This is a genomic window from Pseudomonas sp. B19125 (assembly GCF_044218855.1).
In the GTDB taxonomy this organism is placed as follows: Bacteria; Pseudomonadota; Gammaproteobacteria; order Pseudomonadales; family Pseudomonadaceae; genus Aquipseudomonas; species Aquipseudomonas edaphica.
In genome coordinates this window covers 3,140,021-3,165,252 of record NZ_CP162589.1, presented here as the reverse complement: position 1 = coordinate 3,165,252, position 25,232 = coordinate 3,140,021, and the positions used below count along the sequence as shown (strand labels likewise).

Genomic DNA, 25,232 nt, shown 5'->3' with positions numbered 1-25,232 from the left:
TTCATCTGGAACGTCAGTTCGGTCCGAAAGGCCTTGTCCTGACAGGTCGCGCAGGCATAATCAGCCGCGTCGTGTTTTGTATCAGAGAGTATCTGCCCTTGAAATCTGCCCCGCCTTGCTCCGAGAGCCCCAGCGCCTGCGTCAACGGTGCCGTGCGCCGCACCTCGCGCCGCCTGGGCCAGATCTATGACGAAGCGTTCGCGCCCTGCGGGCTCAAAGCCACGCAATACGCGCTGCTCAACCGCATCGCCAAGGCCGGCACGCCGAAAATGGGCGAGCTGGCACAAACCCTGGTGATGGATTTGTCCGCGCTCGGCCACACGCTCAAACCGCTGGTACGTGACGGCCTGGTGGAGCTGCGCGTGGACGAACTCGACCGGCGTACCCGGCGCGTGCTGCTGACCGAACAAGGCAAGCGCACCCACCTGGCGGCCAAGCGTATTTCCACGCAAATGGCCGAACGCTTCGATCAGGCATTCGGCCGTGAAGCGGCGGCGCAACTGCGCCAGACCCTGGACTTTATCGCCTCCGACGAATTTGCCCGCACCTTGTTGGCCAAGGACGCCTAAGCGACCCACCGTGACAGTGAAAATGCACCACTGGCGCGCAGCTTTACCCAATGGTTGCTGATGCATTTGCAGGTAGACCCGACATGAGCGACAGACTTGAAGACATCCTCACCGAGCACTTGAACGTGGTGTTCTGCGGCATCAACCCCGGCAAAGGCTCCGCCGCCTTGGGCCTGCACTTCGCCAACCGCAGCAACCGCTTCTGGCGCACGTTGCACCTGGCCGGCTTCACGCCCCATGAAATTCACCCCGAAGAGGGGCGCACCTTGCTCGACTACCACTGCGGCCTGACCACACTGGTGGAGCGTCCGACGGCGAGTGCGGGGGAATTGGCGCGGCATGAATTCAACGACGCCGCGGTTGCGTTTGAGCAAAAAATCCGCCGCTGGCAGCCACGCTTCGTGGCCTTTCTGGGCAAGGTCGGTTATAGCGCCGTGTCCGGCCAACGCGAGGTTGCCTGGGGGTTGCAGCCGCTGTTGTTGGGCGGCGCAGCGGTATGGGTGTTGCCCAACCCCAGCGGGCGCAATTTGGCGTTCAACCTGGAGCAGTTAGTGGATGCCTATCAGCAACTGCGCAAGGCCATTGCGCAGGACAATCATGTGCCCTTAATCTCCTGATCCCATCACCTGAAAGCAACGGAGGCTTCATGAAACTGATAGGCATGCTTGACTCGCCTTACGTACGCCGCGTGGCAATTTCCCTGGACCTGTACGGCGTGGCGTTTGAACATCAGTCGGTGTCGGTGTTCAGCACCTTCGAGCAGTTCCACGCGATCAACCCGGTGGTCAAGGCGCCGACCCTGGTGCTGGACGACGGCACCTTGCTGATGGACTCCAGCCTGATCCTGGATTATTTCGAAGCCCAGGCCCCCACCGACAAGAAGCTGCTGGCACAAGCGCCTGGCGCCCGCGCCCACGAACTGCACCTGCTCGGGCTGGCCCTGGCGGCCTGCGAGAAAACCGTGCAGATCGTCTATGAGGACAATCTGCGCCCGGCAGAAAAACGCCATGAACCGTGGATAGACCGCGTGACCGGTCAACTGTTGGCCGCCTATTCGCTGCTGGAAAAGCACCTTGCCCAAACCACCGACGCGCCACTGACCCAGGCGGCGCTGACCGCGGCAGTCGCGTGGTCGTTCACCCAACTCAAACTGCCGTCGGTGCTCGACCCCAAGGCATTCCCTAACCTGCAACGTCACGCCGACCAACTGGAACAGCACCCGGCGTTCAAGCGCTACCCCATCGAGTAGCAGGCCTAGACCCAGCCGCCATCCACAATAAAGTTCTGCGCCGAACACATCGCCGAGGCATCGGAGGCGAGAAACAACGCCATATTGGCGATGTGTTCCGGCAGTACGCTGCCGGGCAGGCACTGGCTGCGGCTGATCAGCTCCTTGGCCGCATCATCGACCCACATTGCCAATTGTTTTTCGGTCATGACCCAACCGGGCACCAGGGTATTCACGCGAATATGGTTCGGCCCCAGCTCACGTGCCAGGGCGCGGGTCATGCCATGGGCCGCCGCCTTGCTGGCGGCGTACACCGGGTAGCCAGCAGACGCCATCATCCACCCCACCGAGCCCAGGTTGATGATCGCCCCGCCACCAGCGCGTTTCATCATCGGCACCACGGCCTTGGCAGCAAAGAACGCGTGCTTGAGGTTGACCGCGATCAGCCTGTCGAACATCGCCGAATCGACTTCTTCCAGGGTGTGACGCACATCGTTGGCCGCGTTATTGACCAGTACGGTGATCGGCCCCAACGAGTGCTCAAAGCGTTCGATCGCCGCTTTATAGGCGATTTCATCGGTGATGTCGCAACACACGAACTCAACCTTGTAGCCCTGGGAATGCAGCAGCGCGGCCAGCCGCTCACCCTGGCTTTGCGCCCGGTCCACAAAACCCACCTTGGCGCCCTGCGCGGCGAACGCGCGCACCAGGAATTCGCCGATGCCTGAGGCACCACCGGAAACCAGAACGGTCTTACCCTCAAGGTCGGGGTAAACAGCCTGCTGAGTGGTCATATAAAGGTTGCCTCACTTAATTAGTCTTATTTTATTTTGCAAACAGGCCGTAAAAGGCTATAAATCTGCTGCTGCAACGACAAAATATCGCACATTAGTAGAACTATTCCACTGAAAACAACAAAAGGAAGTTCGACCATGAAGCACCCTCGTCACCTGCTTTCCGGCCTCGCCTTGTCCCTGCTGATTGCCAGCGGCGGCGCCCAGGCTGCGGGCCTCACCAGCGAACACAAACCCTTCGGTAAAACAAATGACGGCACCGCCGTCGAGCAGTACATCTTGCGCAACAGCCACGGCATGCAAGCCACGGTGATCACCTACGGCGGCGTGTTGCAGTCACTGCACGTGCCGGATAAAAACGGCAAGGTCGATGACGTGGTACTGGGTTTTGATGACGTGCAGGGCTATCAGAGCGGCACGGCGTTTTTTGGCGCGACCATCGGGCGCTTCGGCAACCGCCTGGCGGGCGGTGCGTTTGAGCTTGATGGCAAGCGCTATCAGGTGCCGCTCAACGACGGGCCAAATTCGCTGCACGGCGGCGCCCAGGGGTTTGACAAGCACGTTTGGCAAGCCGAACCCGTCAAGGGCAAGGACTCGGTCGGCGTCAAGCTCAGCTACCTGTCCAAGGACGGTGAAATGGGCTTCCCTGGCAACCTTAAAACCGAGGTCACCTACAGCCTCAACGATAACAACGAACTGCATATCGACTACAAAGCCAGCACCGACAAACCCACCGTGCTCAACCTCACCAACCACAGCTATTTCAACCTGGCAGGCGCGGGCAACGGCGACATTCTCAAGCAGGTCGCGACCTTGCATGCCAGCCATTACACACCGGTAAATGCCACCCTGATTCCGACCGGCGAGCTGGCACCGGTCAAGGGCACGCCGATGGACTTTCTCAAACCCACGCCGATCGGCCAGCACATCAAGGACGAGCATCCGCAGCTTAAATTTGCCGAGCCGAAACAAGGCGGGTTTGACTTCAACTGGGCGCTCGACACCCAGGGCGATATCAAGCAACTCGCCGCCGAAGTACACGACCCTGCGTCTGGCCGGCGTTTGAAGCTCTACACCAGCGAGCCTGGGGTGCAGTTCTACACCAGCAACTTCCTCGATGGCACGGTGAAGGGCAAAGCAGGCAAGACGTATCAGCACTGGAGTGCTTTTACCCTCGAAACCCAGCACTTTCCCGATGCGCCCAACCAGCCCAAGTTTGCTTCGACTCGGTTGAATCCTGGGCAGACTTATAGCCAGAACACTGTGCTCAAGTTTTCTGCCGACTGAGTGTTGGTGCAACCGGGGTGCAGGAGCCGGCCCTCGCGACAGGCACCCCGGTTTTTCCTTGTGACCGGGGAGTGCCGGGGCAGTTTGAAGTCTTGGGCTGGCTCAGGGTTGCTGAGTACATATCCGTTGCTGCGGTAACGGCGGCCTATGGTTCCGCTCTTACAGCGGCTCACTTTTTGAAGGACCAAAAAGTAAGCAAAAAGTCCTCGCCCCAACACTCGGTGCCTCGCTGTGGCTCGGCATGCCCGCAATCCGACACTGATTTGGGGGGCCGCCGCCACGCGCCATCCATGGCGCGGGGCGGCTAAACCGGCATCCCTGCCGGTTTACCCCCCAAATCACTGTCAGATTCCGGCCATCGTGTTTAACGGGGCGATTTCAGATCAAGATCAAAAGCGCAGATCAAAAGACCGCTGACTTCGTCATCGAAAAGGATGTAAGAGCCGGAGCAACAGCAACAGCAACAGCAACAGCAACAGCAACAGCAACAGCAACAGCAACAGCAACAGCAACAGCAACAGCAACAGCAACAGCAACAGCAACAGCAACAGCAACAGCAACAGCAACAGCAACAGCAACAGCAACAGCAACAGCAACAGCAGAGCCATACTCGGTCAAAGGTGGGAGCTGGCTTGCCTGCGATAGCATCAACTCGGTGTGCCTGATGTACCGAGGTGTCTGCATCGCAGGCAAGCCAGCTCCCACAGAAAAGCAGCTCTTCAGTGTATGCAAATCCGCTTTTCGCTTTTGATCTAACCACTCAGGTCGGCTTTCAGGCCGCCGTGCTGTAGATCTTGATCTTGATCTGAGGCGCCCCGTTAACCACGATGGCCGAACGCAGGCTTGAATCCGTGGGTAACCCGGCAGGACGCCGGGTTAGCCGCGCTGGGCCAAGGATGGCCCATCGCGGCGGCCCACGGATTCAAGCCGGAGTGAGGGCACACCGAGCATTAGCGAGGTGCCGAGTGGTGGGGCGAAGACCTTTTGGTTACTTTTGGGGCGTTTTTCCTTGCAAAAGTGACCCGCCGTAAGGGCGGAACCATAAGTAGCCATTACCGAAGAAATGGATATGTACTCCGTCTGATCCAACCCCTCCCGCCAAGCCTACCTCATTGCCACAACCCAATCTTCGTCAGCTCTTGCTTGAAGTTCTCCCGTGTAATCAGCGTCACCTCGTCCATGGCCGTGTACTTGGGCGGCTCCGTCCCCTTGGTGACCCACTCATACATCATCAGCGCCGTGTTGTAGCCCTCGATATGCGGGCTAGGCAGCATCGAACCGAAAAATCCACTGTCAGCCTTTTTCAGTTCGCCAATGGCATCCGTACCATTGATGCCGATACCAATCACATTGGCCGCGGCAAAACCGGCCGTTTCGGTTGCGCGCACGCCACCGAGCACCGTGTTGTCGTTCATACCGCCGATAATCAGGTTCTTGGCACCGCTGGGCAGCTTGACCAGTGCCGAGTTGGTGGCGTCCATACTGCCCGGTACATCAAGCGTCTTGGCCGCGGTGAACAGAATGTGGTCTTTAGGAAAACCAGCATCTTCCAGGGATTTAACCGAACCGTCAGTGCGCTTTTTACCCGTGTCCAGTTCGTTAAAGGTATTGATCACCGCATAGGTGTCCTTCCAATCCCAACCGCGTTTTTTCGCCTCCGCCGCCATCGCCGCGCCCTGCTTCTGGCCCACTTCAAACGCGGCCATGCCCAGGTACGGCACGTCCTCCATGAAGTTGCCTTTGGCGTCGACAAAACGGTCATCCACCGCAATCACTTTCAGGCCGTTGGCCTTTGCCTTGGCAACGATGGCCGGGCCCAGCGACACATCCGGCGGGCAGATCACAAAGCCCTTGGCGCCGTTGGCCGCCAGGCTGTCGATGGCCGAGAGGGTTTTCTCGCCATCGGGCACGGCGATCTTGATCACGGTAAAGCCATGCTCCTTGCCGGCTTTTTCGGCAAACGCCCATTCCGTCTGGAACCACGGCTCTTCAGCCTGCTTGACCAAAAAACCAATCTTCACGGCTTCAGCGGCCTGCAACAGACCGCCCAAGCTCAGGGCCGACACCGCCACAGCGGCGCAGCACAGGGAACGCATACCTCGACGACGATTCATACGGGTGACTCCTTGTTATTGTTTTCAGGTCTTGGGTTTATCCGGCAAAGCGGTGACAGGGGGTGCCCGGCACATCGACCTCGATGGCCAGCACTGCGCCATCCAGCGGGTGATCGAGTGGGCTGGCGGCGCTGGTGATGTAGAGGGTGGTGAGGTTGGGGCCACCGAACACGCAACTGGTGGGGCGGCTCACGGGCAACTCGACAATGCGGTCGACCTCGCCGGCAGGCGTCAGGCGCAGCAAGCAACTGCCATCCCAACGGGCATTCCAGATATAGCCATCCGCGTCCATCGCCGAGCCATCCGGGCCACCACGCTCATGCGGGCCGAACCAGACCCGGGCAGGCTCGAGCTGACCCTCTGGCTTGACCGCATGCCGGTACAAAGTGCCGTCCAGGCTGTCGCCAAAATGCACGTGCGCGCCGTCATCGCTCCACACCAAGGTGTTGGGAATGCCCAGCCCTTGCAGCAGCGGCGTGACATGCGCGTTGGCATCGATCCGAAACAGGCCGCCGGAACGCCGCGTAATCGGCAGGTCTTCACCCTGCTCGCCAATGTTGTTCTGCATGGTGCCCAACCACAGGCGGCCCTGGGCATCGCAGCGCGCTTCATTGCCACGGTTACCCGGTTGCGGGTCGGCCACGCACAACAGCGTGAGGGCTTCGGTTTCCAGGTTCAGCCGGTACACGCCGCTGCTCAGCGTCACCAGTGCATCCCCGCTTTCACAGGGGATGAAGGCCGAGACGTGCTCGGGCAACTGCCAGATCTGCAACTGCCCGCCCATCAGGCGCAGCGCCTGCTTGCCGGCGATATTCACCCAATACAGCGCCTGGGTCGGCACGTCCCAGAACGGGCCTTCGCCCAGCTGCGCACGGTGCGCAGTGACTGCGGTACACGACATAAAACCTCCTGGTGTTACAGCGGGTCGCGCGATGGCGTGCCATCCACCAGCCGCTGGATACGCAACGGGTTGGCGTTTTTCAACGCGTCGGGCAGCAGGCTATCAGGGTAATTCTGCAAGCACACCGGGCGCAGGAAACGGTCGATGGCCAGGGTGCCGACCGAGGTGCCACGGGCATCGGATGTGGCCGGGTACGGCCCGCCGTGAACCATCGAATCACACACTTCCACGCCGGTCGGGTAGCCGTTGAGCAGGATGCGCCCGACTTTCTGCTCCAGCAGCGGCGTCAGTTCAGTGAAGTGCTGCAGGTCGGCCGGTTCAGCAATAAGCGTCGCGGTGAGCTGGCCGTGCAGACCGTGCAAGGCCGCGCTGAGCTGGGCCTGATCGGCGACCTCGACAAACACCGTGGCAGGGCCGAACACCTCTTCCTGCAACACCTCATCACCGTCGATCAGCAAGCGCACGTCGGCCTTGAACAGCTGCGGCTGCGCCTGACTGCCCACTTGAGCGCTGCCCGCCAGGTGTTGGATGCCAGGGTGCGCCAAGAGCTTTTCCAAACCTTTGCCATAACTGCCCAGGGTGCCGGCATTGAGCATGGTTTGCGCCGGCTGTTCACCGATCAGTTGCGCCACCTGTTGGGTAAACGCGGTGAACTGTGGCGAGGCAATACCGATCACCAGGCCAGGGTTGGTGCAGAACTGGCCACAGCCTTGCACCACCGAGGCAGTGAGGTCGCGGGCGATGGTCGCGGCCCTGGCGTGCAAGGCCTGGGGCAGCACAATCACCGGGTTGATGCTCGACATCTCGGCAAATACCGGGATCGGCTGCGGGCGTGCCGCCGCCATATCACACAAGGCACGGCCGCCCTTGAGCGAGCCGGTAAAACCCACGGCCTGGATCGACGGGTGCTTGACCAGCGCCTCACCGACGCCGCCACCGAAGATCATGTTGAACACCCCCGCCGGCATCTCGGTAGCCTCGGCCGCCCGGATGATTGCATCGGCCACCCGCTCGGCCGTCGCCATATGCCCACTGTGGGCCTTGAACACCACGGGGCAGCCGGCTGCCAGTGCGGCAGCGGTGTCGCCGCCGGCGGTGGAAAATGCCAGGGGAAAGTTGCTCGCACCAAACACCGCCACCGGGCCGAGGCCGATGCGGTATTGGCGCAGGTCCGGGCGCGGCAGGGGTTGGCGGTCGGGCAAGGCTCTGTCGATACGCGCGCCGTAAAAATCACCACGACGCAATACCGTAGCGAACAGGCGCATCTGGCCGCTGGTGCGCCCGCGCTCGCCTTTGATGCGCGCAGCAGGTAATGCCGTTTCGCGGCACACCAACTCGATAAAATCATCCCCCAGCGCGTCCAGCTCATCAGCCACCGTCTCCAGGAACTGCGCCCGCCGCGATGCACTTAATGCCCGGTACGCGGGATAGGCGGCAGCGGCGGCCTTGGCGGCGGCATCCACCTCGGCGGGCGTGGCCTGATAGAAATCCTGAGGCAAGGCCTCGCCGGTGCTGGCGTCGACGCTTTTCAGGGTGATGCTGCCCTGGGCGCTGCGCTGGCCGCCGATGTAGTTGTGGCCGAGAAACGGATTCATGCTGATCTCCTTAAAGGCTGATGACAGTGCCAGGTGCGAACGCCGCCTCGGCGCTGCCGACCCGATTGACCAGCGGCGCGCCGAACTCGGCCTGGCTGATCTCGAACACATCCCCCGGCTGGGTACGTATACCGTCGGCGAATGACAAGGTGGCGGTGCCGAAGAAATGAATATGCACGTCGCCCGGGGTCAGGAACTGGCTGTATTTGAAATGGTGGTACTCGAGGTTTTCCAGGCTGTGGCACATGTTCGCCTCGCCACTGAGAAATTCGCTTTCCCATATCACTTGACCGTCTCGGCGGATGCGGCTGGTGCCGGCCAGATGCTCGGGCAACTCACCCACACGCAACTCCGGACCATAGCTGCAACTGCGCAACTTGGAATGGGCCAGGTACAGGTAATTCTTGCGCTCCATGACGTGGTCGGAGAACTCGTTGCCCACCGCAAAACCCAGGCGGTAGGGTTTGCTGTCACGGCCGATCACGTACAACCCGCCGATTTCCGGCTCTTCACCGGCGTCTTCAGCAAAGGGTGGCACCGGGAATGCCTGGCCTGGGCGCACGACAATATTGCCATCGCCCTTATAGAACCATTCCGGTTGCACGCCGGCCTGGCCGGCCGGCGGTTTGCCGCCTTCCACGCCCCATTTGAAGATACGCATGGTGTCGGTCAAGGCACTGTCGTCACCGGCCTGATGCATTTTATCGCGGGCCGAGGCGCTGCCCAGGTGCGTCAGTCCAGTGCCGCTGATCAGCATGTGCGCGGGGTCGGGATGGTCGAGCGGCGGCAGGACTTTGAGGTCCGCCAACAGCGCGGCGTAGTCGTAACTGTCGCCCAGCCCGAGGCTGTCGACCTGTTGCGCCAGGCCCACACCGGCATCGATGGCGGCCAGCGCCAACTCACGCACACTGCGCGCGGTGTGCACTTCGCGCAGTGTGTTGCCTTGCACCACGCCGACACGACGCTCACCGTTACGCAATTCGAACTGAACTAAACGCATCAAACTTCTCCAGGATTAAGTACGTGTGGCGCCTCGGGCGCTGGCGGCAAACTGGTCGGCGGGCAGCACATGCTTGCGCTCCAGCACGCGGTACACCACAGCGGTCAACACCAGCCCGAACACCATGACGCCAGCCAAAAAATACAGGCCCGAAGCCAGGTTGCCGGTGTATTCCTTGAGCGCGCCGATCACGAACGGGCCGATATAGCCGCCCAGGTTGCCCACCGAGTTAATCAAGGCAATGCCCGCCGCCGCACTGGCGCCGGCAAAGAACCGCCCCGGCAAGGTCCAGAACACCGCCGTGCAGGAAAACAAGGCGAATGCCGCCAGGCACAGCGCCGCCATTTGCAGCACCGGCACGCTCAGCCAGGCACTGCAAAACAAGCCGATGGCGCCGAGCACATAGAGCACGGCAAGGTGGCCATAACGATCGTTCAAACGGTCGGAACTGCGCGGGATGATCAGCAGCCCGATGATGCCGAAAATGTAGGGTACCGCCGAGATAAAGCCGGTCACCAAGTCAGTGCCGCCGAACTGTTTGATCAGGGTCGGCAACCACAGGCCCAAGCCATAGATGCTCAAGGTCACCGGCAGATAGAACAGCGCCAGCAACAACACGCGCTTGTCCTTGAGGGCATGCAGCGGGTTGCCGTGGCGGGTCTGGCCGTAGGCTTGCAGGTCCTTGGCCAACTCAGCGGTCAGCCAGGCTTTTTCGTCTTCGCTCATCCAGTTGACCTGCTTGGGGCCGTCCGGCAGAAAGCGCAACACCGGCCAGGTCAGCAGCAACGCCGGCGTGCCAATCACGATAAACAGCCATTGCCAGCCGTGCAGACCGAGGATGCCGTCCATGCCCAGCAGGCCGCCGGACACGGGCCCGGTGATCATCATGGCAATCGGCTGGGAGAGGATAAACAGCCCCAGGATCTTGCCGCGATGGCGCACCGGGAACCACTGGGTGATGTAGTACAGCACGCCCGGAAAGAACCCGGCTTCGGCCGCGCCAAGCAGAAAGCGCATCACATAGAAACTGTGCGGCCCCTGCACAAAGGCCATGCCGACGGTGATGGCGCCCCAGGTGAGCATGATCCGTGCAAACCAGCGCCGCGCGCCGAAGCGGTCGAGCATCAGGTTGCTGGGGATCTCAAACAGGAAGTAGCCAATAAAAAACAACCCCGCCCCCAGACCATAGGCGGCATCGCCGATGCCGACGTCGGCGCCCATGTGCAGTTTGGCAAACCCCACCGCCGAGCGGTCCACGTAGGCGATCAGGTACAGCAGGATCAGGAAGGGAATCAGTTTCAGCGTGATACGCCGAACAAGCCGCAATTCCTGGCTCATGGGGTCGATCTCCGATTGTTGTTTTTATAGAAGCCCGGGGGCTGCCTCTCGCGAAAATCCGCCAGGGTCAAACCTCAATTAAGCCGGACTATATAGTATGACTATTTACAAAACAACACTTCCAAAGCTGCGTTTTTGCGCTTATGTTTAAGCAAATATAGAACATATAGTCATACAATAAGAGAGTCGATCATGCCTGATAAAAAGCCCGCCCTACGCTCCGCCCAGTGGTTTGGCACCGCCGACAAGAACGGTTTCATGTACCGCAGCTGGATGAAGAACCAGGGCATTGCCGACCATCAGTTCCATGGCAAACCGATCATTGGCATTTGCAACACCTGGTCGGAACTGACCCCGTGCAACGCGCATTTCCGCCAGATCGCCGAGCACGTCAAACGCGGTGTGATCGAGGCAGGTGGTTTCCCGGTGGAATTCCCGGTGTTCTCCAATGGCGAATCCAACCTGCGCCCCACCGCCATGCTCACCCGCAACCTGGCGAGCATGGATGTAGAGGAAGCCATTCGCGGCAACCCCATCGACGGCGTGGTGCTGCTCACCGGCTGCGACAAAACCACCCCGGCGCTGCTGATGGGCGCGGCCAGTTGTGACGTGCCGGCCATCGTGGTCACCGGCGGGCCGATGCTCAACGGCAAGCACAAGGGCCAGGACATCGGCTCGGGTACGGTGGTGTGGCAACTGAGCGAGCAGGTCAAGGCCGGCACCATCACCCTTGACGATTTCCTTGCGGCCGAAGGCGGCATGTCGCGCTCGGCGGGGACCTGCAACACCATGGGCACCGCGTCGACCATGGCCTGCATGGCCGAAGCACTCGGCACTTCCCTGCCCCACAACGCGGCGATTCCGGCGGTGGACGCGCGGCGCTATGTGCTGGCGCATATGTCTGGCATGCGCGCGGTCGAGATGGTGCGTGAGGATTTGAAACTGTCGAAGATCCTCACCAAGGAAGCATTTGAAAACGCGATCCGGGTGAATGCGGCCATCGGCGGTTCGACCAACGCGGTGATCCATCTTAAAGCCATCGCCGGGCGTATCGGTGTCGAGCTCGACCTCGACGATTGGACCCGCATGGGCCGTGGCGTGCCGACCATCGTCGACCTGCAGCCGTCAGGCCGTTTCCTGATGGAAGAGTTCTACTACGCCGGCGGCCTGCCGGCCGTGCTGCGTCGCCTGGGCGAAGCCAACCTGATCCCGCATCCGAATGCCTTGACGGTCAATGGCAAGTCGTTGGGCGAGAACACCCAGGACTCGCCGATCTACGGCCAGGATGAGGTGATCCGCACCCTCGATAACCCGATCCGCGCCGATGGCGGTATTTGCGTATTGCGCGGCAACCTGGCGCCGCTGGGCGCCGTGCTCAAGCCTTCCGCCGCCAGCCCCGAGTTGATGCAGCACCGTGGCCGCGCGGTGGTGTTCGAGAACTTCGACATGTACAAGGCACGCATCAATGACCCGGCACTGGACGTGGATGCCAACTCGATTCTGGTCATGAAAAACTGTGGCCCCAAGGGTTACCCCGGCATGGCCGAAGTCGGCAACATGGGCCTGCCCGCCAAGCTGCTGGCCCAGGGCGTGACTGACATGGTGCGCATTTCCGATGCACGCATGAGCGGCACCGCCTACGGCACGGTGGTGCTGCACGTGGCACCGGAAGCTGCCGCCGGTGGGCCGCTGGCCACGGTGCAGGAAGGTGACTGGATCGAGCTCGACTGCGCCAACGGCCGGTTGCACCTGGATATCCCCGACGCCGAACTGGCGGCGCGCATGGCTGACCTTGCGCCAGCGCAAAACCTGATCGTCGGCGGCTACCGCCAGCTGTATATCGATCACGTGCTGCAGGCCGATCAAGGCTGCGACTTCGACTTCCTGGTGGGCTGCCGTGGCGCTGAAGTCCCCCGGCATTCCCACTAATTGGGATGCTATGATGCCGCGAACCTAAGCCAGAGCCTCCCCGTCGTTATGGATCACCAGCCGCCCAAGCCGCGCAAGAGCCAGCATGCCCAGATCGTTCAGGACTTGGGCATGCACATCGTTTCCGGTCGCTTCAAGCCCGAAGAACGCCTGCCCATGGAAGCCACGCTGTGCGAGGAATACCAGGTCAGCCGCTCGGTGTTGCGTGAGGCGACCCGCGTGCTCAGCGCCAAGGGCCTGGTGTACTCCAAACCACGGGTGGGCGCGGTGGTGCGTCCACGGGTGAAATGGCATTTGCTTGACCCGGACGTGCTGTCCTGGCTGATGCAGTCCACGCCCCACAGCGAATTCTTCAACACCCTGGCCGGCGTGCGGCGCATCCTCGAACCGGAAATCGCCGCCATGGCCGCGACCACGGCCACCGCCGAAGACATCGCCACCATCGAAACCGCCTACCGGGGCATGGAAACCGCCAAGACCCACGATGACCTGCTGCAGGCCGACCTGGACTTCCACCGAGCCATCGCCGACGCGACCCGCAACGACTTGCTCGCCTACATGTGCAACATGCTGTCGTTGCCGCTGCGCGAGTCGATCAACATCACCAACCGCCGTCCTGACATCCAGGGCCTGAGCCTGCCCCGCCACAAAGCGATCCTCACCGCCATCCAGAACCGTGACGCCCTCGGCGCCCGGCACGCCTCGCTGGTGCAACTGGATGACACGCGGGTGGCGCTGGACACGGTGATGAACGTGCTCACGCCGCTGTAAATTGATCGTCTACGCTCAGGGAGTCAGTTCGAGGAACCGGCCATGTGCGGACGACTTTCGCAGTACCGCGGTATTCATGACTTTGTGGCGGCGCTGAGCATGCCCAATGCGCTGGCCAATAGCGTGGGCGACCAGCCGCTTGAGCGCTACAACGTGGCGCCGACCACCCCCGTGGCGTTACTGCACCTGGACAATGATCTTTTGCACGCTGACCCGGTGCGTTGGGGCTGGCGCCCGCACTGGAGCAAAGAACGCCTGCTGGCGATCAACGCGCGTGTCGAGAAGGTCGCGCACGGCGCGTTCTTTCGCGCGATCTGGCCGCATCGCGCAATTGCGCCGGTGGACAACTGGTTTGAATGGGTGGATGAAGGCGGCGCGAAAAAACAGCCCTACCTGATTCGTCGCCGCGACGGCGCGCCGGTATTCTGTGCCGCCATAGGCCAACTGCCCGACGCCGATGAGGGCGCGCACGCGCACGATGGCTTCGTGATCATCACCGCCGACAGCGCCGGTGGCATGCTCGACATCCATGACCGCAGGCCCGTGGTGTTCACTCCGGAACTGGCCCGTGAGTGGCTGGACCCGGCCACCTCCCGAAGTCGCGCCGAGCAGATGGTGCTGTTGCAGGGCGACCCGGCAGACGTGTTCGAATGGTTCAAGGTCGACAGTGCCGTGGGCAACACACGCAACCATGGGCCAGCGTTGATCCAGCCGCGCTGAGCACTCATTGGGCGACTGCACACCCGTGCGGATTAATCGGCCTGCCCTCCACATAGGCCCGGTCCTTGCCATTTTGCTTGGCGCCATACAGGTTGCGGTCAGCGTCCTTAAGCACTGCCGACATCTGGTCCCCCGCCGAAAACCGCGCCATTCCCGCGCTGCACGTGTAATTGTGCGGCGCCGCCACACTGTGCCGGATAGCCTGCAACAAATCCCGTGCGAACTCGCAGGCGACAGCCGGGTCGTCGCCCAACAGCAGCACGCCGAATTCTTCGCCGCCGATCCTGCCAAAACTGTGGCTGCCTTTGGCGGTTTTCAGGCAGGTGGCCATGGCGCAAAGAATGCTGTCGCCCACATCGTGGCCATACCGGTCATTTTTGAGTTTGAAACTGTCGATATCCAACATCATGAAATAGCCGCTGTGGCCGCTGGCGATCAACGCGTCAAAGCCCTGCATGAAGGCGCGCCGGTTGAGAATGGAGGTCAGGTAATCCGTCTCTGCCAGCTCGCGAAACTCACTTTCTACCAGCAACACCGAGCGCAGGTTCTTCAAATAGGAAAAACTCAGGATAAAACCGATGGCCACCGACGCGACGCAAAAAATATACAGATAGACCTGGGCATCGCCGTAAATGTCCGCCTGGATGCACGGCCATAAAATCAACCAGACCAACGTGGCGCAGACCAGATAATCCTGCACACTGATAAACAGGATGGCGCTGCTGATCACCAGGATAACCGCCAGCGGCAAGCCAAACAGGCGCAACTCTCCATGCGCGCTGATGACATAGGCAAACCCCACGGACAGTAGCACGACATACACAACCCCGAGCGCACGCCACAGGTAAAAGTGGGGGGTCATGTGGTGAAGTCGACACACCGCCATCAGGCACAGGCTGATCGCCACCAGATATATATCCAGCTGCATGTCCGGATGAATCAACAACACCCCGAGCCAGGCAATAATCCCGATTAACTCGGCCTGGGTGACCGCTGGCGACAGTAACCGGCGCATCCGTGGCCTTAACTTCAAGTTAGCAGGCATCCCTTTCCCCTCTTTCAACCGCGTGCAGGCCAACCGCAAATGAAAACGCCATAAAGCGTCTTACCAGGCAAACAAAAGCGGGCAGCACTTCCAGCTGTTTTTTCGCATGCACTTTGAAATAGCCCTTCTCGACACCCTCCCGGACCATTCGAATAATATGGGTTTTTGATACCGACAGCTGCTGGGCGAGCGCAAGATAAGATGACGATTTGAAGGTCATGCGCTCGTTTTCCGGTGAAAAGGCATCGTTATATATCGCCAGCATCAACAAATGGCCTGCATCTTTCTTCACCAGCCAAAAACAGTCGGGCAGCAACACATCAACGGTCATTTCGTCGGCCAGGATTTGAGCGAAGCCTTTGAAATAAAGGGCTAGAAAACTGCGGTCGTCCATCTCGCGCATCGTGCGAAAACGCTCCTTCTCAGGGCACATCAGCGCCAGTGAGTCGGTAATGGACGTCAGCATCAGCCGCACTTCCCGGCAGGCTTCATCCGAGGGCGCATACACCCTGAACCGGCTGTCCTCCGGGTGTGCGTCGACCACCATGAACCCCAGCGCCCGAAACAGCAGGAAGATCGACTCCAGGCTGTTTCTTGAGCAATACCCCCGCGCCACACAAAAGGCTTTCACCTCGCAAAGCAAGGCTGTCGGTTTGGAAAAGTACTCGCTGAACAGTGCAAATGAGACCATCAAACGGCTGTATTTCATTGCACTTTTGTAGAAAAACGGGCGTTTCGAGTAAGGGCCAAGAAGCACCTGATAATGTGCCCGAATACAAGATTCAAAGTCCTCATGACGTTCAAGTGCTTGTGCAGTATTACCGATATCCAACTTTAACGAACTGACACGCATGAAAGAACCCTGATCAACCAACTTCATCCCACTGATCTAGACTACAAAGTTCACGTAGTCAGGTCCCAAAACAAATCACGTCGTAAAACGGCCCCTGATGGCGCTTTGCCTTTGGGGTCAATGTACAGTGATTGCCGCGTGGCACAGCATCATTACCAAAGTTGTTCCAACTGCACTTCCTGGGCTATTTGCTAACGCGCAAGCGGTGAACTTGCTTGAAATAGCAGTGCAAAGATTGCGTGTGAAGCAGAGCCAATAAATGGCGCCAGAAATATGACCGCGAACCTTTCACCGCCCCCGGGCGTCCGAGCTAGGGTATTTATTGCCCATTGCTCGCCGTGAGGTCCTCGCTTGAAAGCCGCCATCATCAAAAAGTACCGCCTGATTATCAAAACCATGGGCTATGTGGGTTGGGCCTTGTTCTGGCTGTTGTTGTGGGATGTGGCCGTCACGGTCGATTTCATGTTGTTCCTGACCACCAAGATCAACTTGCCGCTGATGCCGCTGACCCTGCTGGGGTCGGCGCTGGTGGTGTTGATCAGCTTTCGTAACAGCAGCGCCTATAACCGCTGGTGGGAAGCACGCACGTTGTGGGGCGCGATGGTGAATAACTCGCGCAGTTTCGCCCGCCAGGTGCTGACACTGCTGGATGACCCCGAGGGCGAGGTAAACCCGGTCAAGGCCACCCTGTTGCGCCGCCATGTGGCCTATGTGAATTGCCTGGCGGCGCACCTCAAGGGCCGCCCGTGCCCGGATGAAGTACGTGCGTTTATCCCCGCCGAAGAGTTTGCGCGCAATGGCGCCACCAACAACTTTGCCAATGACATCCTCACCGGATCAGCGACGTTATTGGCCCGCGAATACAAGGCCGGGCACATGGACAGTATTCGCCTGGCGCGGCTGGAGTCGACACTGGTGGACCTGTCCAACGCCCAAGGCGGCATGGAGCGAATCGCCAATACGCCGCTGCCCTACCCTTACGTATATTTCCCGCGGCTGTTTATCTCGCTGTTCTGCCTGATCGTGCCGGTGGGCCTGGTTGAATCCCTGGGCTGGTTCACCCCGCTGGCCTCGACCGTGGTGGGCTTTATGCTGCTGGCGATCGAACGCATCGGCACTGACTTGCAAAGCCCGTTTCATTCCAGCGAACACCAGATCCAGATGGAAACCATCTGCGAAACCATCGAGAAGAACCTGCAGTCGATGCAGCGGGATGCGCTGGCTTAAGCTCAAGGTGCTTTTTAATTCAAGAACCTATCATTTTTACCAGTGCCCCTGACGCGCGGTTTTGACTAGCCTGTAGCGCATCTATCCAAGGAGGCACACAGCATGCAGGTTCGCGAAGGTTATGCCGATTTCCGTGGCTACCGGACATGGTTCCGGGTCACCGGCGATTTGAGTTCCGGGCGCTTGCCCTTGATCGTCGCGCACGGCGGCCCCGGCTGCACCCATGACTACGTCGACAGTTTCAAGGACCTGGCCGAAACGGGGCGCGCGGTGGTGCACTACGACCAATTGGGCAATGGCCGCTCCACTCACCTGCGCGACGCATCCGCTGACTTCTGGAACGTGGCGTTGTTCCTGGCGGAACTGGACAACCTGATCGAGCATTTGGACATCAGCGACTACGCGCTGCTGGGCCAGTCCTGGGGCGGCATGCTTGGGGCTGAACACGCGGTACGCCAACCCGCCGGGTTAAAGGCATTGATCATCGCCAATTCGCCCGCCTCCATGGACCTGTGGTGCGCCGCCGCGAATGAGCTGCGCCAGGCATTGCCCACCGAAGTGCAGGCCACCCTGCTGCGCCATGAGGCGGCAGGCACCACTGACAGCGCCGAGTACCGCGCAGCCTCGGATGTGTATTACGCCCGCCACGTCTGCCGCCTCCAGCCGGAGCCCGCCGAAGTGCTGCGCACCAATGCCGCCATCGAAGACGACCCGACCGTTTATCACACCATGAACGGCCCCACTGAATTCCACGTGATCGGCAGCCTGCGCCACTGGAGCATCATCGAGCGACTGCCACGCATCCAGGTGCCGACGTTGTTGATCTCCGGGCGCTTTGATGAAGCCACACCCGCCACGGTACAGCCGTTTGCCGATGGCATCCGCGACGTGCGCTGGCAGATTTTTGAGCAGTCGAGCCATATGCCCCATGTTGAGGAGCGTGAGGCGTGCATGGCGTGTGTGGAGGGGTTTCTGGCACACGTGGAGTCATAGTCAAATTGAGCTTTGTCGCTGACGCTCTACACTAAAGCCAATGTGGAATGGGGCTGGTGTGGGAGCTGGCTTGCCTGCGATGACATCAACTGGGTGTACCTGATGTACCGAGGTGTCTGCATCGCAGGCAAGCCAGCTCCCACAGTTGGTTTTTGTCGCTGGGGACATCTGTGTTCGCATCGGCGCCCTGCGAACCGGGGTTTTGCTGTTGTACACACATTTGTAAAAGACTATTACGCAGCACAATGTACTAACTGGTTACTTATATTGCTAAAATCGCGTCTTTGCCCTCTCACCTTCGAGTCCTGTCGACATGAAAAGAGCATCGCGCGCCGCTGGCGCCTCTAGATTTCTCCTGCTGGGCCTGGGCGTGGTTATCGCCCTGCTCGGCGTAGCGCTGGCTGTGGGCGGCGCCAAGCTGGTCAGCCTGGGCGGTTCCTGGTACTTCCTGGTCGGTGGCGTGGCCATGGCCGTTTCCGGCATGTTGATCGCGCGGTGCAAGCCGGCGGGCGCCTGGCTGTTCGCCGCGTTCCTGGTTGGCACCGCCGTGTGGGCGATTGCGGACGTGGGCCTGGTGTACTGGCCGCTGTTCTCGCGGCTGTTCATGTTTGCCGTGATCGGCCTGGTGGTGGCGCTGGTGTATCCGCTGCTGGCCGGCCGACCGGCGCGTGGCGCCTATGGCGTTGCCGCCGTGCTGGCCGTCGGCGTGGCGGTGGCGGCGAGCAATATGTTCGTTGCACACCCAAGCGTTGCGCCCACCGGCAAAGGCCCTGGCGTCACGCCAGTGGCCGCCGCCGATGCGCAGAAGGACTGGGCGCATTACGGCAACACCGAAGGCGGCAGCCGTTTTGCGGCGCTGGACCAGATCAACCGCGACACGGTCAATAAGCTCAAAGTGGCGTGGACCTACCACACCGGCGACGTGGCGATCAGCGACGGCAACGGTGCCGAAGACCAACTGACGCCCCTGCAGATCGGCAACAAGGTATTCATCTGCACCCCGCACAACAACCTGATCGCCCTGGATGCCGACACCGGCAAAGAGCTGTGGAAGAACGAAGTCAACGCCAAATCGGCGGTCTGGCAGCGTTGCCGTGGCATGGCGTATTTCGATGCCACTGCGCCGATTGCCCAGCCAACCCAGCCAAACAGCTCGCCGATCATTGCTGCCAGCGTACCGGCCGGCGCGCAATGCCAGCGCCGCTTGCTGACCAACACCATTGATGCACGCCTGATCGCAGTGGATGCCGACACCGGCAAGTTCTGCGAAGACTTCGGCACCCACGGCCAGGTGGACCTCAAGGCCGGCCTGGGCAATGTACCGGACAGCTACTACCAACTGTCCTCTGCGCCCTTGATCGCCGGCACCACCGTAGTGGTCGGCGGCCGCGTGGCAGATAACGTGCAAACCGATATGCCCGGCGGTGTGATCCGCGGCTTCGACGTGATCAGCGGCCAGATGCGCTGGGCCTTCGACCCGGGCAACCCCGAAGACAAGCAAGCCCCGGCAGCCGGCAGCACTTATGTACGCAGCACGCCGAACAGCTGGGCACCGATGTCTTATGACCCGCAGATGAACACGGTCTTCCTGCCGATGGGCAGCTCGTCCACCGACATCTACGGCGTTGAACGTACCCAACTGAACCACAAATACGGCGCTTCGGTGCTGGCGCTGGACGCCTCTACCGGTGCAGAAAAGTGGGTGTACCAGACCGTCCACAATGACCTGTGGGACTTCGACCTGCCGATGCAGCCGAGCCTGATCGACTTCACCCCACCGGGCAGCGACAAGGCCGTGCCAGCGGTGGTGATCGGCACCAAGGCCGGGCAGATCTATGTGCTCGACCGCGCCACCGGCAAGCCGCTGACCGACGTGAAGGAAGTACCGGTCAAGGCCGCCAACATCCCCAACGAGCCTTACTCGCTGACCCAGCCTAAATCGGTGGGCATGCCGCAGATCGGCGCGCAGACGCTGACCGAATCGGACATGTGGGGCGCCACGCCGTTCGACCAATTGCTGTGCCGTATCGACTTCAAGGGCATGCGCTACGAAGGGTTGTACACCGCGCCGGGCACGGATAAATCGCTGAGTTTCCCGGGCTCTCTGGGCGGCATGAACTGGGGCAGTATTTCCACCGACCCGGTGCACGGCTTTATCTTCGTCAATGACATGCGCCTGGGCCTGTGGATCCAGATGGTGCCGTCGCAGAACAAGGCCCAGGCCGCGTCCGGTGGTGAAGCGCTGAACACCGGCATGGGCGCCGTGCCGCTCAAGGGCACGCCGTATGCGGTGAACAAAAACCGCTTCCTGTCCGTGGCTGGCATCCCGTGCCAGGCACCGCCGTTCGGCACCCTGACGGCCATCGACATGAAGACTCAGCAGATCGCCTGGCAAGTGCCGGTGGGCACTGTTGAGGACACCGGCCCGCTGGGCATCCGCATGCACCTGCCGATCAAGGTCGGCCTGCCGACGCTGGGCGGCACCTTGTCGACCCAGGGCGGGCTGATCTTTATCGCCGGCACCCAGGACTTCTACCTGCGCGCCTTCAACAGCGGCAACGGTGATGAAGTCTGGAAAGCCCGCCTGCCAGTGGGCAGCCAGGGCGGCCCGATGACCTATGTGTCGCCAAAAACCGGCAAGCAGTACATCGTCATCACCGCCGGCGGTGCTCGCCAGTCCACTGACCGTGGCGACTACGTAATCGCCTACGCCCTGCCGTAACGCCCCCTCTGTTCGCGCGGTGCTCTCCTGCACCGCGCGCGCCTTTCTATACATGCCGTTTGGAAGACCCCGCATGACCCTCACTTCTCCTATGCCCTTCGGCCGCCTGGCGCTGGGCCTGGCTTTGGCTGCCGCCCTGCCCGTTCAAGCCGACGACACTACCCTGACCGGCGACTGGGGCGGCCTGCGCCGTGAACTCGACGAGCAAGGCATCCGCTTCACCGGCGACTACAGCGGCGAGACCGCCTACAACGCCGACGGCGGCCAACACCGCTCGGCGCGCTACTCGCAAAACATCAAGCTCGGTGTGCAGTTCGACCTCGGCAAGCTCTACGGCTTCACCAACGGCGACCGCATTCAGCTGACCATCAACGACCGGCGCGGCAACAGCGCCTCCGAAGACCTGGTAGGCAACCGCCTGCCGATCCAGGAAAACTATGGCGGCCTCTACACCCGCCTCACCGAGCTGAGCTACGAGCGCACGCTGTTCACGCCCGCGCTGAACATCAAGCTCGGTTACATGGCGATGGGCAACGACCTCGGCGGCCTCGACAGCGGCATCCTGTGCAACTTCATGAACGCCGGTTTCTGCGGGCACCCGCTGAACATGTCCGGCGGCAGCGGCTGGACCAACTACCCGAATGCACGCCTGGGTGCGCGGGTGAAATACGATTTTTCGCCAAACTGGCAGCTGCGTGTGGCGGCATTCAATGTCGACCCCGACAGCAACGGCAACTCCAGCCGCGCCTGGCGCCTGGACCCCAAACACACCACCGGCACCGTAGTGCCGATCGAGCTGGTGTACAAACACGCGGGCACGCTGCCGGGTGAGTACAAGCTGGGTTATTACTACGACAGCTCCGATGTGAAGCGCATTGGCAGCAACAAAGACGTGAACGGTCGCGGCGGTCACTACCTGCTGATCGACCAGGCCGTCTGGGCCTCCAGCACATCCGCAGGCCGTGTGCTGCACGCTTTCGGCCAATACTCGGCCGCCAGCGAAGCCGCCTCACCGTTCAGCAAGTGGTACGGCGCGGGGGTGGTGCTGTACAAGCCGTTTGAAGGCCGCCCACGCGACACAATCGCCTTGGGTTATGGCCGTGCGGTGCCCAACCCACGCAGCCGTGACGTGCAGGAGTTGGCAGCGTTCAATGCGGGGACGGACTACCCCAACCTGAACAATGCCGAGCAATTGATCGAACTCAGTTATGGCTACCAGGCCACGCCGTGGCTGACGCTGCGCCCGGATGTGCAATACATCATCGAGCCTGGGGCGTTTTCCGGTGAGAGCATCGATAACGCGCTGGTACTGGGGTTGCAGGTCAAAGCCGTATTCTAAAAGCCTGAAATGAGGATCGTTCCCACGCTCCGCGTGGGAATGCATCATGGGACGCTCCGCGTCCCGCCACCTGCGCCTGTGTGACGCGGAGCGTCACGGGATGCATTCCCACGTAGAACGTGGGAACGATCTCACTTCAAGGAACACTTGCGCCATGCTGGTACTCGCGCGGCGTACAGCCAAACTCTCGCCGAAACACTGTATGCAGGTACTGCGCCGATTTGAAGCCGCAACCCTGGGCAATGTCGGCGATCGCCAGGGCGTGGTTTTCCAGGCTTTTGGCCGCCGCCGCAAGTTTGAAGCGCAGAATCTCGTCATGCACGCTGCACCCACGCACCTTGCGAAAGTGCGACTCCAGGGATGAACGCGACACCCCCACATACGCCGCCACCTGCGCGGTCTTGATGCCCTGGCAGGCGTATTGGCGAATAAACAGCAACGCCTGCATCACATACGGGTTGCCCAACGGTTGATGCAGGCTGGAGGCCTGCACATTGATTGCATCCGGCGGCACCAAAATCTGCGTGCCCGCGCAGGGTTTGCCGTGCAGCATCTGGTGCAGCAACGCGGCGGCCGTGCGGCCCATGGTTTCGGTACCCTGGATGACCGAGCTGAGCGGCACGCGCGTGAGGGTGCGGGTCAGCGGGTCATTGTCGATGCCGATCAACGCGACCTGTTCCGGCACGGCGATGCCGGCGGTGAGGCAGGCTTGCAGCAATTGCCGGGCGCGGGCGTCGGTGACGGCGATGATGCCGATGGGCTTGGGCAAGGCTTGCAGCCAGGCGATCTGCTGCTCCACCGCGCTGTCCCACAGCGGCGCACTGGTGCCCAGCCCACGGTAAACCTCAACCTGCAAACCATCGCGTTGCATCAGGCGGCGAAAGGCTTTCTCGCGCTCCTGCGCCCAGCGGTTGGCCTGGGCTTCGGGCAGGCTGAAGCAGGCAAAGCGGGTCAGCCCCGCCTCAATCAAATGTTCGTACGCCAACTTGATCAGTGCATGGTTATCGGTGGCCACATAGGGAATGCCCTTGGGGTAGGCGCGTGCATCCTGATAGGAGCCGCCCACTGCCACCACCGGCAAATGAATATCGGCCAGCGCCTCACCGATCAGCGGGTCATCGAAGTCGGCAATGATGCCGTCGCCCTGCCAGCGCTCGATGCCTCTTAAACGGCACAAAAAGTCTTCCTCCAGGAACAAGTCCCAGGACACACGCGTGCTGCTCAGGTAATTGCCGATGCCGGTAATGATGCCGCGATCGTAGATTTTGCTGCCGTTGAACAACAGGGCAATGCGGTGCACGGGCGGTAGGGTTTTCATTGTTTTTATCCTGGGGCCGGTCGCTACAGACTAGCCCTGGCTGGTCAAAATCGCACTACGTCTTGGTGATTTTCATAATCGGCAGTCCCGATGCCGTTGCTAGTATCGGGGCACCACCAAGAACAATAAGGAAAACACCATGCCGTACTTCCCAGGTGTCGAGAAGGTTCGCTTCGAAGGCCCCAGCAGCGACGCCCCTCTCGCCTTTCGCCATTACAATGCCAACAAACTGATCCTCGGCAAGCCCATGCGTGAACACCTGCGCATGGCCGCCTGCTACTGGCACACCTTCGTGTGGCCGGGGGCGGACATGTTCGGCATGGGCACCTTCAAGCGCCCGTGGCAGCGCAGCGGCGAGCCGATGGACGTGGCCATCGGCAAGGCTGAAGCGGCGTTCGAGTTTTTCTCCAAGCTGGGCATTGATTACTACAGCTTTCACGACACCGATGTGGCACCCGAAGGCAGCTCGCTCAAGGAATACCGCAACCACTTCGCGCAGATGGTCGACCACCTGGAGCGCCACCAGGAACAGACCGGCATCCAGTTGCTGTGGGGCACCGCCAACTGTTTCAGCAACCCGCGTTTTGCCGCTGGCGCCGCCAGCAACCCGGACCCGGAGGTATTCGCCTACGCGGCCGCTCAAGTGTTCAGCGCGATGAACGCCACCCAACGCCTCAAAGGTGCCAACTACGTGCTGTGGGGCGGTCGCGAAGGCTATGAAACCCTGCTCAACACTGACCTCAAGCACGAGCGCGAACAACTCGGGCGTTTTATGCGCATGGTGGTGGAGCACAAGTACAAGATCGGCTTTAAGGGTGACCTGCTGATCGAACCTAAGCCCCAGGAGCCGACCAAGCACCAGTACGATTACGACAGCGCCACGGTGTTCGGCTTCCTGCATGAGTTCGGCCTGGAACACGAGATAAAAGTGAATATCGAGGCCAACCACGCCACCCTGGCCGGGCACAGTTTTCACCATGAAATTGCCACCGCCGTGTCCCTGGGGATTTTCGGCAGCATCGACGCCAACCGCGGCGACCCGCAGAACGGCTGGGACACCGACCAGTTCCCCAACAGTGTCGAGGAGATGACCCTGGCCACCTATGAAATCCTCAAGGCCGGGGGCTTCAAGAACGGCGGCTACAATTTTGATTCCAAGGTGCGCCGCCAGAGCCTGGATGAGGTTGACCTGTTCCACGGGCATGTCGCCGCCATGGATGTGCTGGCCCTGTCTCTGGAGCGTGCGGCGGCCATGGTGCAAAACGACCGATTGCAGCAGTTCAAGGACCAGCGTTATGCCGGGTGGCAGCAGCCCTTGGGCCAGGCGGTGCTGGCCGGTGAGTTCAGCCTGGCATCGTTGGCCGAGCACGCGTTTGCCCATGAGCTGAACCCGCAGGCTGTGAGCGGCCGTCAGGAGATGCTCGAAGGCGTGGTCAACCGGTTTATCTACACCTGACCGCCTGCTGATTTTGTGGCGAGCGGGCTTGCC

At 61.0% G+C, this 25,232-nt stretch carries 22 protein-coding genes; 12 read left to right on the top strand and 10 right to left on the bottom strand.

All coding sequences use genetic code 11. The features are described 5' to 3' along the window. Positions 1-98: 98 nt before the first annotated feature. From AB4P96_RS14565 to AB4P96_RS14555, 3 genes are all read left to right on the top strand, one after another. A complete protein-coding gene (locus tag AB4P96_RS14565) occupies positions 99-569 on the top strand; it encodes a MarR family winged helix-turn-helix transcriptional regulator (RefSeq protein WP_186354821.1) in 471 nt (156 codons plus the stop codon). An 83-nt stretch (positions 570-652) separates the two neighbouring features. Beyond that, the gene (gene mug / locus AB4P96_RS14560; protein ID WP_138450835.1) at positions 653-1,186 is read left to right on the top strand and encodes a G/U mismatch-specific DNA glycosylase; all 534 of its coding nucleotides are present in this window, start codon (positions 653-655) and stop codon (positions 1,184-1,186) included. A 29-nt stretch (positions 1,187-1,215) separates the two neighbouring features. After that, the gene (locus AB4P96_RS14555; protein ID WP_017134568.1) at positions 1,216-1,818 is read left to right on the top strand and encodes a glutathione S-transferase family protein; all 603 of its coding nucleotides are present in this window, start codon (positions 1,216-1,218) and stop codon (positions 1,816-1,818) included. Positions 1,819-1,823: 5 nt separating this feature from the next. Here AB4P96_RS14555 and AB4P96_RS14550 read toward each other — a convergent pair whose 3' ends face one another. Next, positions 1,824-2,591: an SDR family NAD(P)-dependent oxidoreductase gene (locus AB4P96_RS14550; RefSeq protein ID WP_017134567.1), complete on the bottom strand. Its 768-nt coding sequence runs from the start codon at positions 2,589-2,591 to the stop codon at positions 1,824-1,826. Between the two features lie 138 nt (positions 2,592-2,729). On the opposite strand from AB4P96_RS14550, the gene AB4P96_RS14545 reads away from it, so the two are divergent. Continuing rightward, on the top strand, positions 2,730-3,878 hold the full coding sequence (locus AB4P96_RS14545; RefSeq protein ID WP_017134566.1) for an aldose epimerase family protein: 1,149 nt from the start codon (positions 2,730-2,732) through the stop codon (positions 3,876-3,878). 422 nt (positions 3,879-4,300) lie between these two features. Here AB4P96_RS14545 and AB4P96_RS14540 read toward each other — a convergent pair whose 3' ends face one another. The 6 genes from AB4P96_RS14540 to AB4P96_RS14515 all read right to left on the bottom strand — a co-directional run bounded on the left by AB4P96_RS14540 (position 4,301) and on the right by AB4P96_RS14515 (position 10,826). Beyond that, positions 4,301-4,486, bottom strand: coding sequence for a hypothetical protein (locus AB4P96_RS14540; protein WP_395600940.1), 186 nt, complete (start codon positions 4,484-4,486; stop codon positions 4,301-4,303). A gap of 501 nt (positions 4,487-4,987) precedes the next feature. After that, positions 4,988-5,992, bottom strand: coding sequence for a substrate-binding domain-containing protein (locus AB4P96_RS14535; protein ID WP_017136516.1), 1,005 nt, complete (start codon positions 5,990-5,992; stop codon positions 4,988-4,990). 37 nt (positions 5,993-6,029) lie between these two features. Continuing rightward, positions 6,030-6,893 carry an SMP-30/gluconolactonase/LRE family protein gene (locus AB4P96_RS14530; protein ID WP_099547903.1) on the bottom strand — a complete coding sequence of 288 codons (864 nt, stop codon included), beginning with the start codon at positions 6,891-6,893 and terminating at the stop codon, positions 6,030-6,032. Between the two features lie 14 nt (positions 6,894-6,907). Further along, complete coding sequence (locus AB4P96_RS14525) at positions 6,908-8,488, bottom strand: aldehyde dehydrogenase (NADP(+)) (RefSeq protein ID WP_395600939.1); 1,581 nt, start codon at positions 8,486-8,488, stop codon at positions 6,908-6,910. A 10-nt stretch (positions 8,489-8,498) separates the two neighbouring features. Then, the gene (araD1, locus tag AB4P96_RS14520; protein WP_099547905.1) at positions 8,499-9,488 is read right to left on the bottom strand and encodes an AraD1 family protein; all 990 of its coding nucleotides are present in this window, start codon (positions 9,486-9,488) and stop codon (positions 8,499-8,501) included. A gap of 15 nt (positions 9,489-9,503) precedes the next feature. Then, the gene (locus AB4P96_RS14515) at positions 9,504-10,826 is read right to left on the bottom strand and encodes an MFS transporter (protein WP_395600938.1); all 1,323 of its coding nucleotides are present in this window, start codon (positions 10,824-10,826) and stop codon (positions 9,504-9,506) included. 192 nt (positions 10,827-11,018) lie between these two features. Here AB4P96_RS14515 and AB4P96_RS14510 point away from each other — a divergent pair, with 192 nt between their 5' ends. From AB4P96_RS14510 to AB4P96_RS14500, 3 genes are read left to right on the top strand one after another with little or no spacing between them, the layout of a single operon-like run. Next, on the top strand, positions 11,019-12,755 hold the full coding sequence (locus AB4P96_RS14510) for an IlvD/Edd family dehydratase (RefSeq protein ID WP_017136520.1): 1,737 nt from the start codon (positions 11,019-11,021) through the stop codon (positions 12,753-12,755). Positions 12,756-12,803: 48 nt separating this feature from the next. After that, positions 12,804-13,526, top strand: coding sequence for a FadR/GntR family transcriptional regulator (locus AB4P96_RS14505; protein ID WP_017136521.1), 723 nt, complete (start codon positions 12,804-12,806; stop codon positions 13,524-13,526). A 42-nt stretch (positions 13,527-13,568) separates the two neighbouring features. Next, positions 13,569-14,246 carry an SOS response-associated peptidase family protein gene (locus AB4P96_RS14500; RefSeq protein ID WP_017136522.1) on the top strand — a complete coding sequence of 226 codons (678 nt, stop codon included), beginning with the start codon at positions 13,569-13,571 and terminating at the stop codon, positions 14,244-14,246. Positions 14,247-14,250: 4 nt separating this feature from the next. Here the strand turns inward: AB4P96_RS14500 and AB4P96_RS14495 are convergent, their stop codons facing one another. Both AB4P96_RS14495 and AB4P96_RS14490 read right to left on the bottom strand, forming a co-directional pair. Next, positions 14,251-15,291 carry a GGDEF domain-containing protein gene (locus tag AB4P96_RS14495; protein WP_169988330.1) on the bottom strand — a complete coding sequence of 347 codons (1,041 nt, stop codon included), beginning with the start codon at positions 15,289-15,291 and terminating at the stop codon, positions 14,251-14,253. Next, the gene (locus AB4P96_RS14490) at positions 15,281-16,171 is read right to left on the bottom strand and encodes a hypothetical protein (protein ID WP_017136524.1); all 891 of its coding nucleotides are present in this window, start codon (positions 16,169-16,171) and stop codon (positions 15,281-15,283) included. Before AB4P96_RS14490 ends, AB4P96_RS14495 begins: the two co-directional genes overlap by 11 nt. Positions 16,172-16,495: 324 nt before the next feature. On the opposite strand from AB4P96_RS14490, the gene AB4P96_RS14485 reads away from it, so the two are divergent. The 4 genes from AB4P96_RS14485 to AB4P96_RS14470 all read left to right on the top strand — a co-directional run bounded on the left by AB4P96_RS14485 (position 16,496) and on the right by AB4P96_RS14470 (position 22,425). Beyond that, positions 16,496-17,371: a bestrophin family protein gene (locus AB4P96_RS14485; RefSeq protein ID WP_236447563.1), complete on the top strand. Its 876-nt coding sequence runs from the start codon at positions 16,496-16,498 to the stop codon at positions 17,369-17,371. Between the two features lie 102 nt (positions 17,372-17,473). Next, a complete protein-coding gene (locus tag AB4P96_RS14480; protein WP_395600937.1) occupies positions 17,474-18,364 on the top strand; it encodes a proline iminopeptidase-family hydrolase in 891 nt (296 codons plus the stop codon). Positions 18,365-18,677: 313 nt separating this feature from the next. Further along, positions 18,678-21,086, top strand: coding sequence for a glucose/quinate/shikimate family membrane-bound PQQ-dependent dehydrogenase (locus AB4P96_RS14475; protein WP_395600936.1), 2,409 nt, complete (start codon positions 18,678-18,680; stop codon positions 21,084-21,086). Positions 21,087-21,159: 73 nt separating this feature from the next. Beyond that, positions 21,160-22,425 carry a carbohydrate porin gene (locus AB4P96_RS14470; protein WP_169988323.1) on the top strand — a complete coding sequence of 422 codons (1,266 nt, stop codon included), beginning with the start codon at positions 21,160-21,162 and terminating at the stop codon, positions 22,423-22,425. A 136-nt stretch (positions 22,426-22,561) separates the two neighbouring features. Here AB4P96_RS14470 and AB4P96_RS14465 read toward each other — a convergent pair whose 3' ends face one another. Further along, positions 22,562-23,743 (bottom strand): XylR family transcriptional regulator, encoded by a 1,182-nt coding sequence (locus AB4P96_RS14465; RefSeq protein ID WP_395600935.1) that lies wholly within the window; start codon positions 23,741-23,743, stop codon positions 22,562-22,564. Positions 23,744-23,882: 139 nt separating this feature from the next. On the opposite strand from AB4P96_RS14465, the gene xylA reads away from it, so the two are divergent. Further along, a complete protein-coding gene (xylA, locus tag AB4P96_RS14460; RefSeq protein ID WP_395600934.1) occupies positions 23,883-25,199 on the top strand; it encodes a xylose isomerase in 1,317 nt (438 codons plus the stop codon). Positions 25,200-25,232: the final 33 nt, after the last annotated feature.

What these genes read in the sequence shown, in the direction of transcription:
- mug (WP_138450835.1), top strand. Translation starts at nt 653, where the DNA reads ATGAGCGACAGACTTGAAGACATCCTCACCGAGCACTTGAACGTGGTG.
- AB4P96_RS14555 (WP_017134568.1), top strand. Translation starts at nt 1,216, where the DNA reads ATGAAACTGATAGGCATGCTTGACTCGCCTTACGTACGCCGCGTGGCA.
- AB4P96_RS14550 (WP_017134567.1), bottom strand. Translation starts at nt 2,591, where the DNA reads ATGACCACTCAGCAGGCTGTTTACCCCGACCTTGAGGGTAAGACCGTT.
- AB4P96_RS14545 (WP_017134566.1), top strand. Translation starts at nt 2,730, where the DNA reads ATGAAGCACCCTCGTCACCTGCTTTCCGGCCTCGCCTTGTCCCTGCTG.
- AB4P96_RS14540 (WP_395600940.1), bottom strand. Translation starts at nt 4,486, where the DNA reads ATGGCTCTGCTGTTGCTGTTGCTGTTGCTGTTGCTGTTGCTGTTGCTG.
- AB4P96_RS14535 (WP_017136516.1), bottom strand. Translation starts at nt 5,992, where the DNA reads ATGAATCGTCGTCGAGGTATGCGTTCCCTGTGCTGCGCCGCTGTGGCG.
- AB4P96_RS14530 (WP_099547903.1), bottom strand. Translation starts at nt 6,893, where the DNA reads ATGTCGTGTACCGCAGTCACTGCGCACCGTGCGCAGCTGGGCGAAGGC.
- AB4P96_RS14525 (WP_395600939.1), bottom strand. Translation starts at nt 8,488, where the DNA reads ATGAATCCGTTTCTCGGCCACAACTACATCGGCGGCCAGCGCAGCGCC.
- araD1 (WP_099547905.1), bottom strand. Translation starts at nt 9,488, where the DNA reads ATGCGTTTAGTTCAGTTCGAATTGCGTAACGGTGAGCGTCGTGTCGGC.
- AB4P96_RS14515 (WP_395600938.1), bottom strand. Translation starts at nt 10,826, where the DNA reads ATGAGCCAGGAATTGCGGCTTGTTCGGCGTATCACGCTGAAACTGATT.
- AB4P96_RS14510 (WP_017136520.1), top strand. Translation starts at nt 11,019, where the DNA reads ATGCCTGATAAAAAGCCCGCCCTACGCTCCGCCCAGTGGTTTGGCACC.
- AB4P96_RS14505 (WP_017136521.1), top strand. Translation starts at nt 12,804, where the DNA reads ATGGATCACCAGCCGCCCAAGCCGCGCAAGAGCCAGCATGCCCAGATC.
- AB4P96_RS14500 (WP_017136522.1), top strand. Translation starts at nt 13,569, where the DNA reads ATGTGCGGACGACTTTCGCAGTACCGCGGTATTCATGACTTTGTGGCG.
- AB4P96_RS14495 (WP_169988330.1), bottom strand. Translation starts at nt 15,291, where the DNA reads ATGCCTGCTAACTTGAAGTTAAGGCCACGGATGCGCCGGTTACTGTCG.
- AB4P96_RS14490 (WP_017136524.1), bottom strand. Translation starts at nt 16,171, where the DNA reads ATGAAGTTGGTTGATCAGGGTTCTTTCATGCGTGTCAGTTCGTTAAAG.
- AB4P96_RS14480 (WP_395600937.1), top strand. Translation starts at nt 17,474, where the DNA reads ATGCAGGTTCGCGAAGGTTATGCCGATTTCCGTGGCTACCGGACATGG.
- AB4P96_RS14475 (WP_395600936.1), top strand. Translation starts at nt 18,678, where the DNA reads ATGAAAAGAGCATCGCGCGCCGCTGGCGCCTCTAGATTTCTCCTGCTG.
- AB4P96_RS14470 (WP_169988323.1), top strand. Translation starts at nt 21,160, where the DNA reads ATGACCCTCACTTCTCCTATGCCCTTCGGCCGCCTGGCGCTGGGCCTG.
- AB4P96_RS14465 (WP_395600935.1), bottom strand. Translation starts at nt 23,743, where the DNA reads ATGAAAACCCTACCGCCCGTGCACCGCATTGCCCTGTTGTTCAACGGC.
- xylA (WP_395600934.1), top strand. Translation starts at nt 23,883, where the DNA reads ATGCCGTACTTCCCAGGTGTCGAGAAGGTTCGCTTCGAAGGCCCCAGC.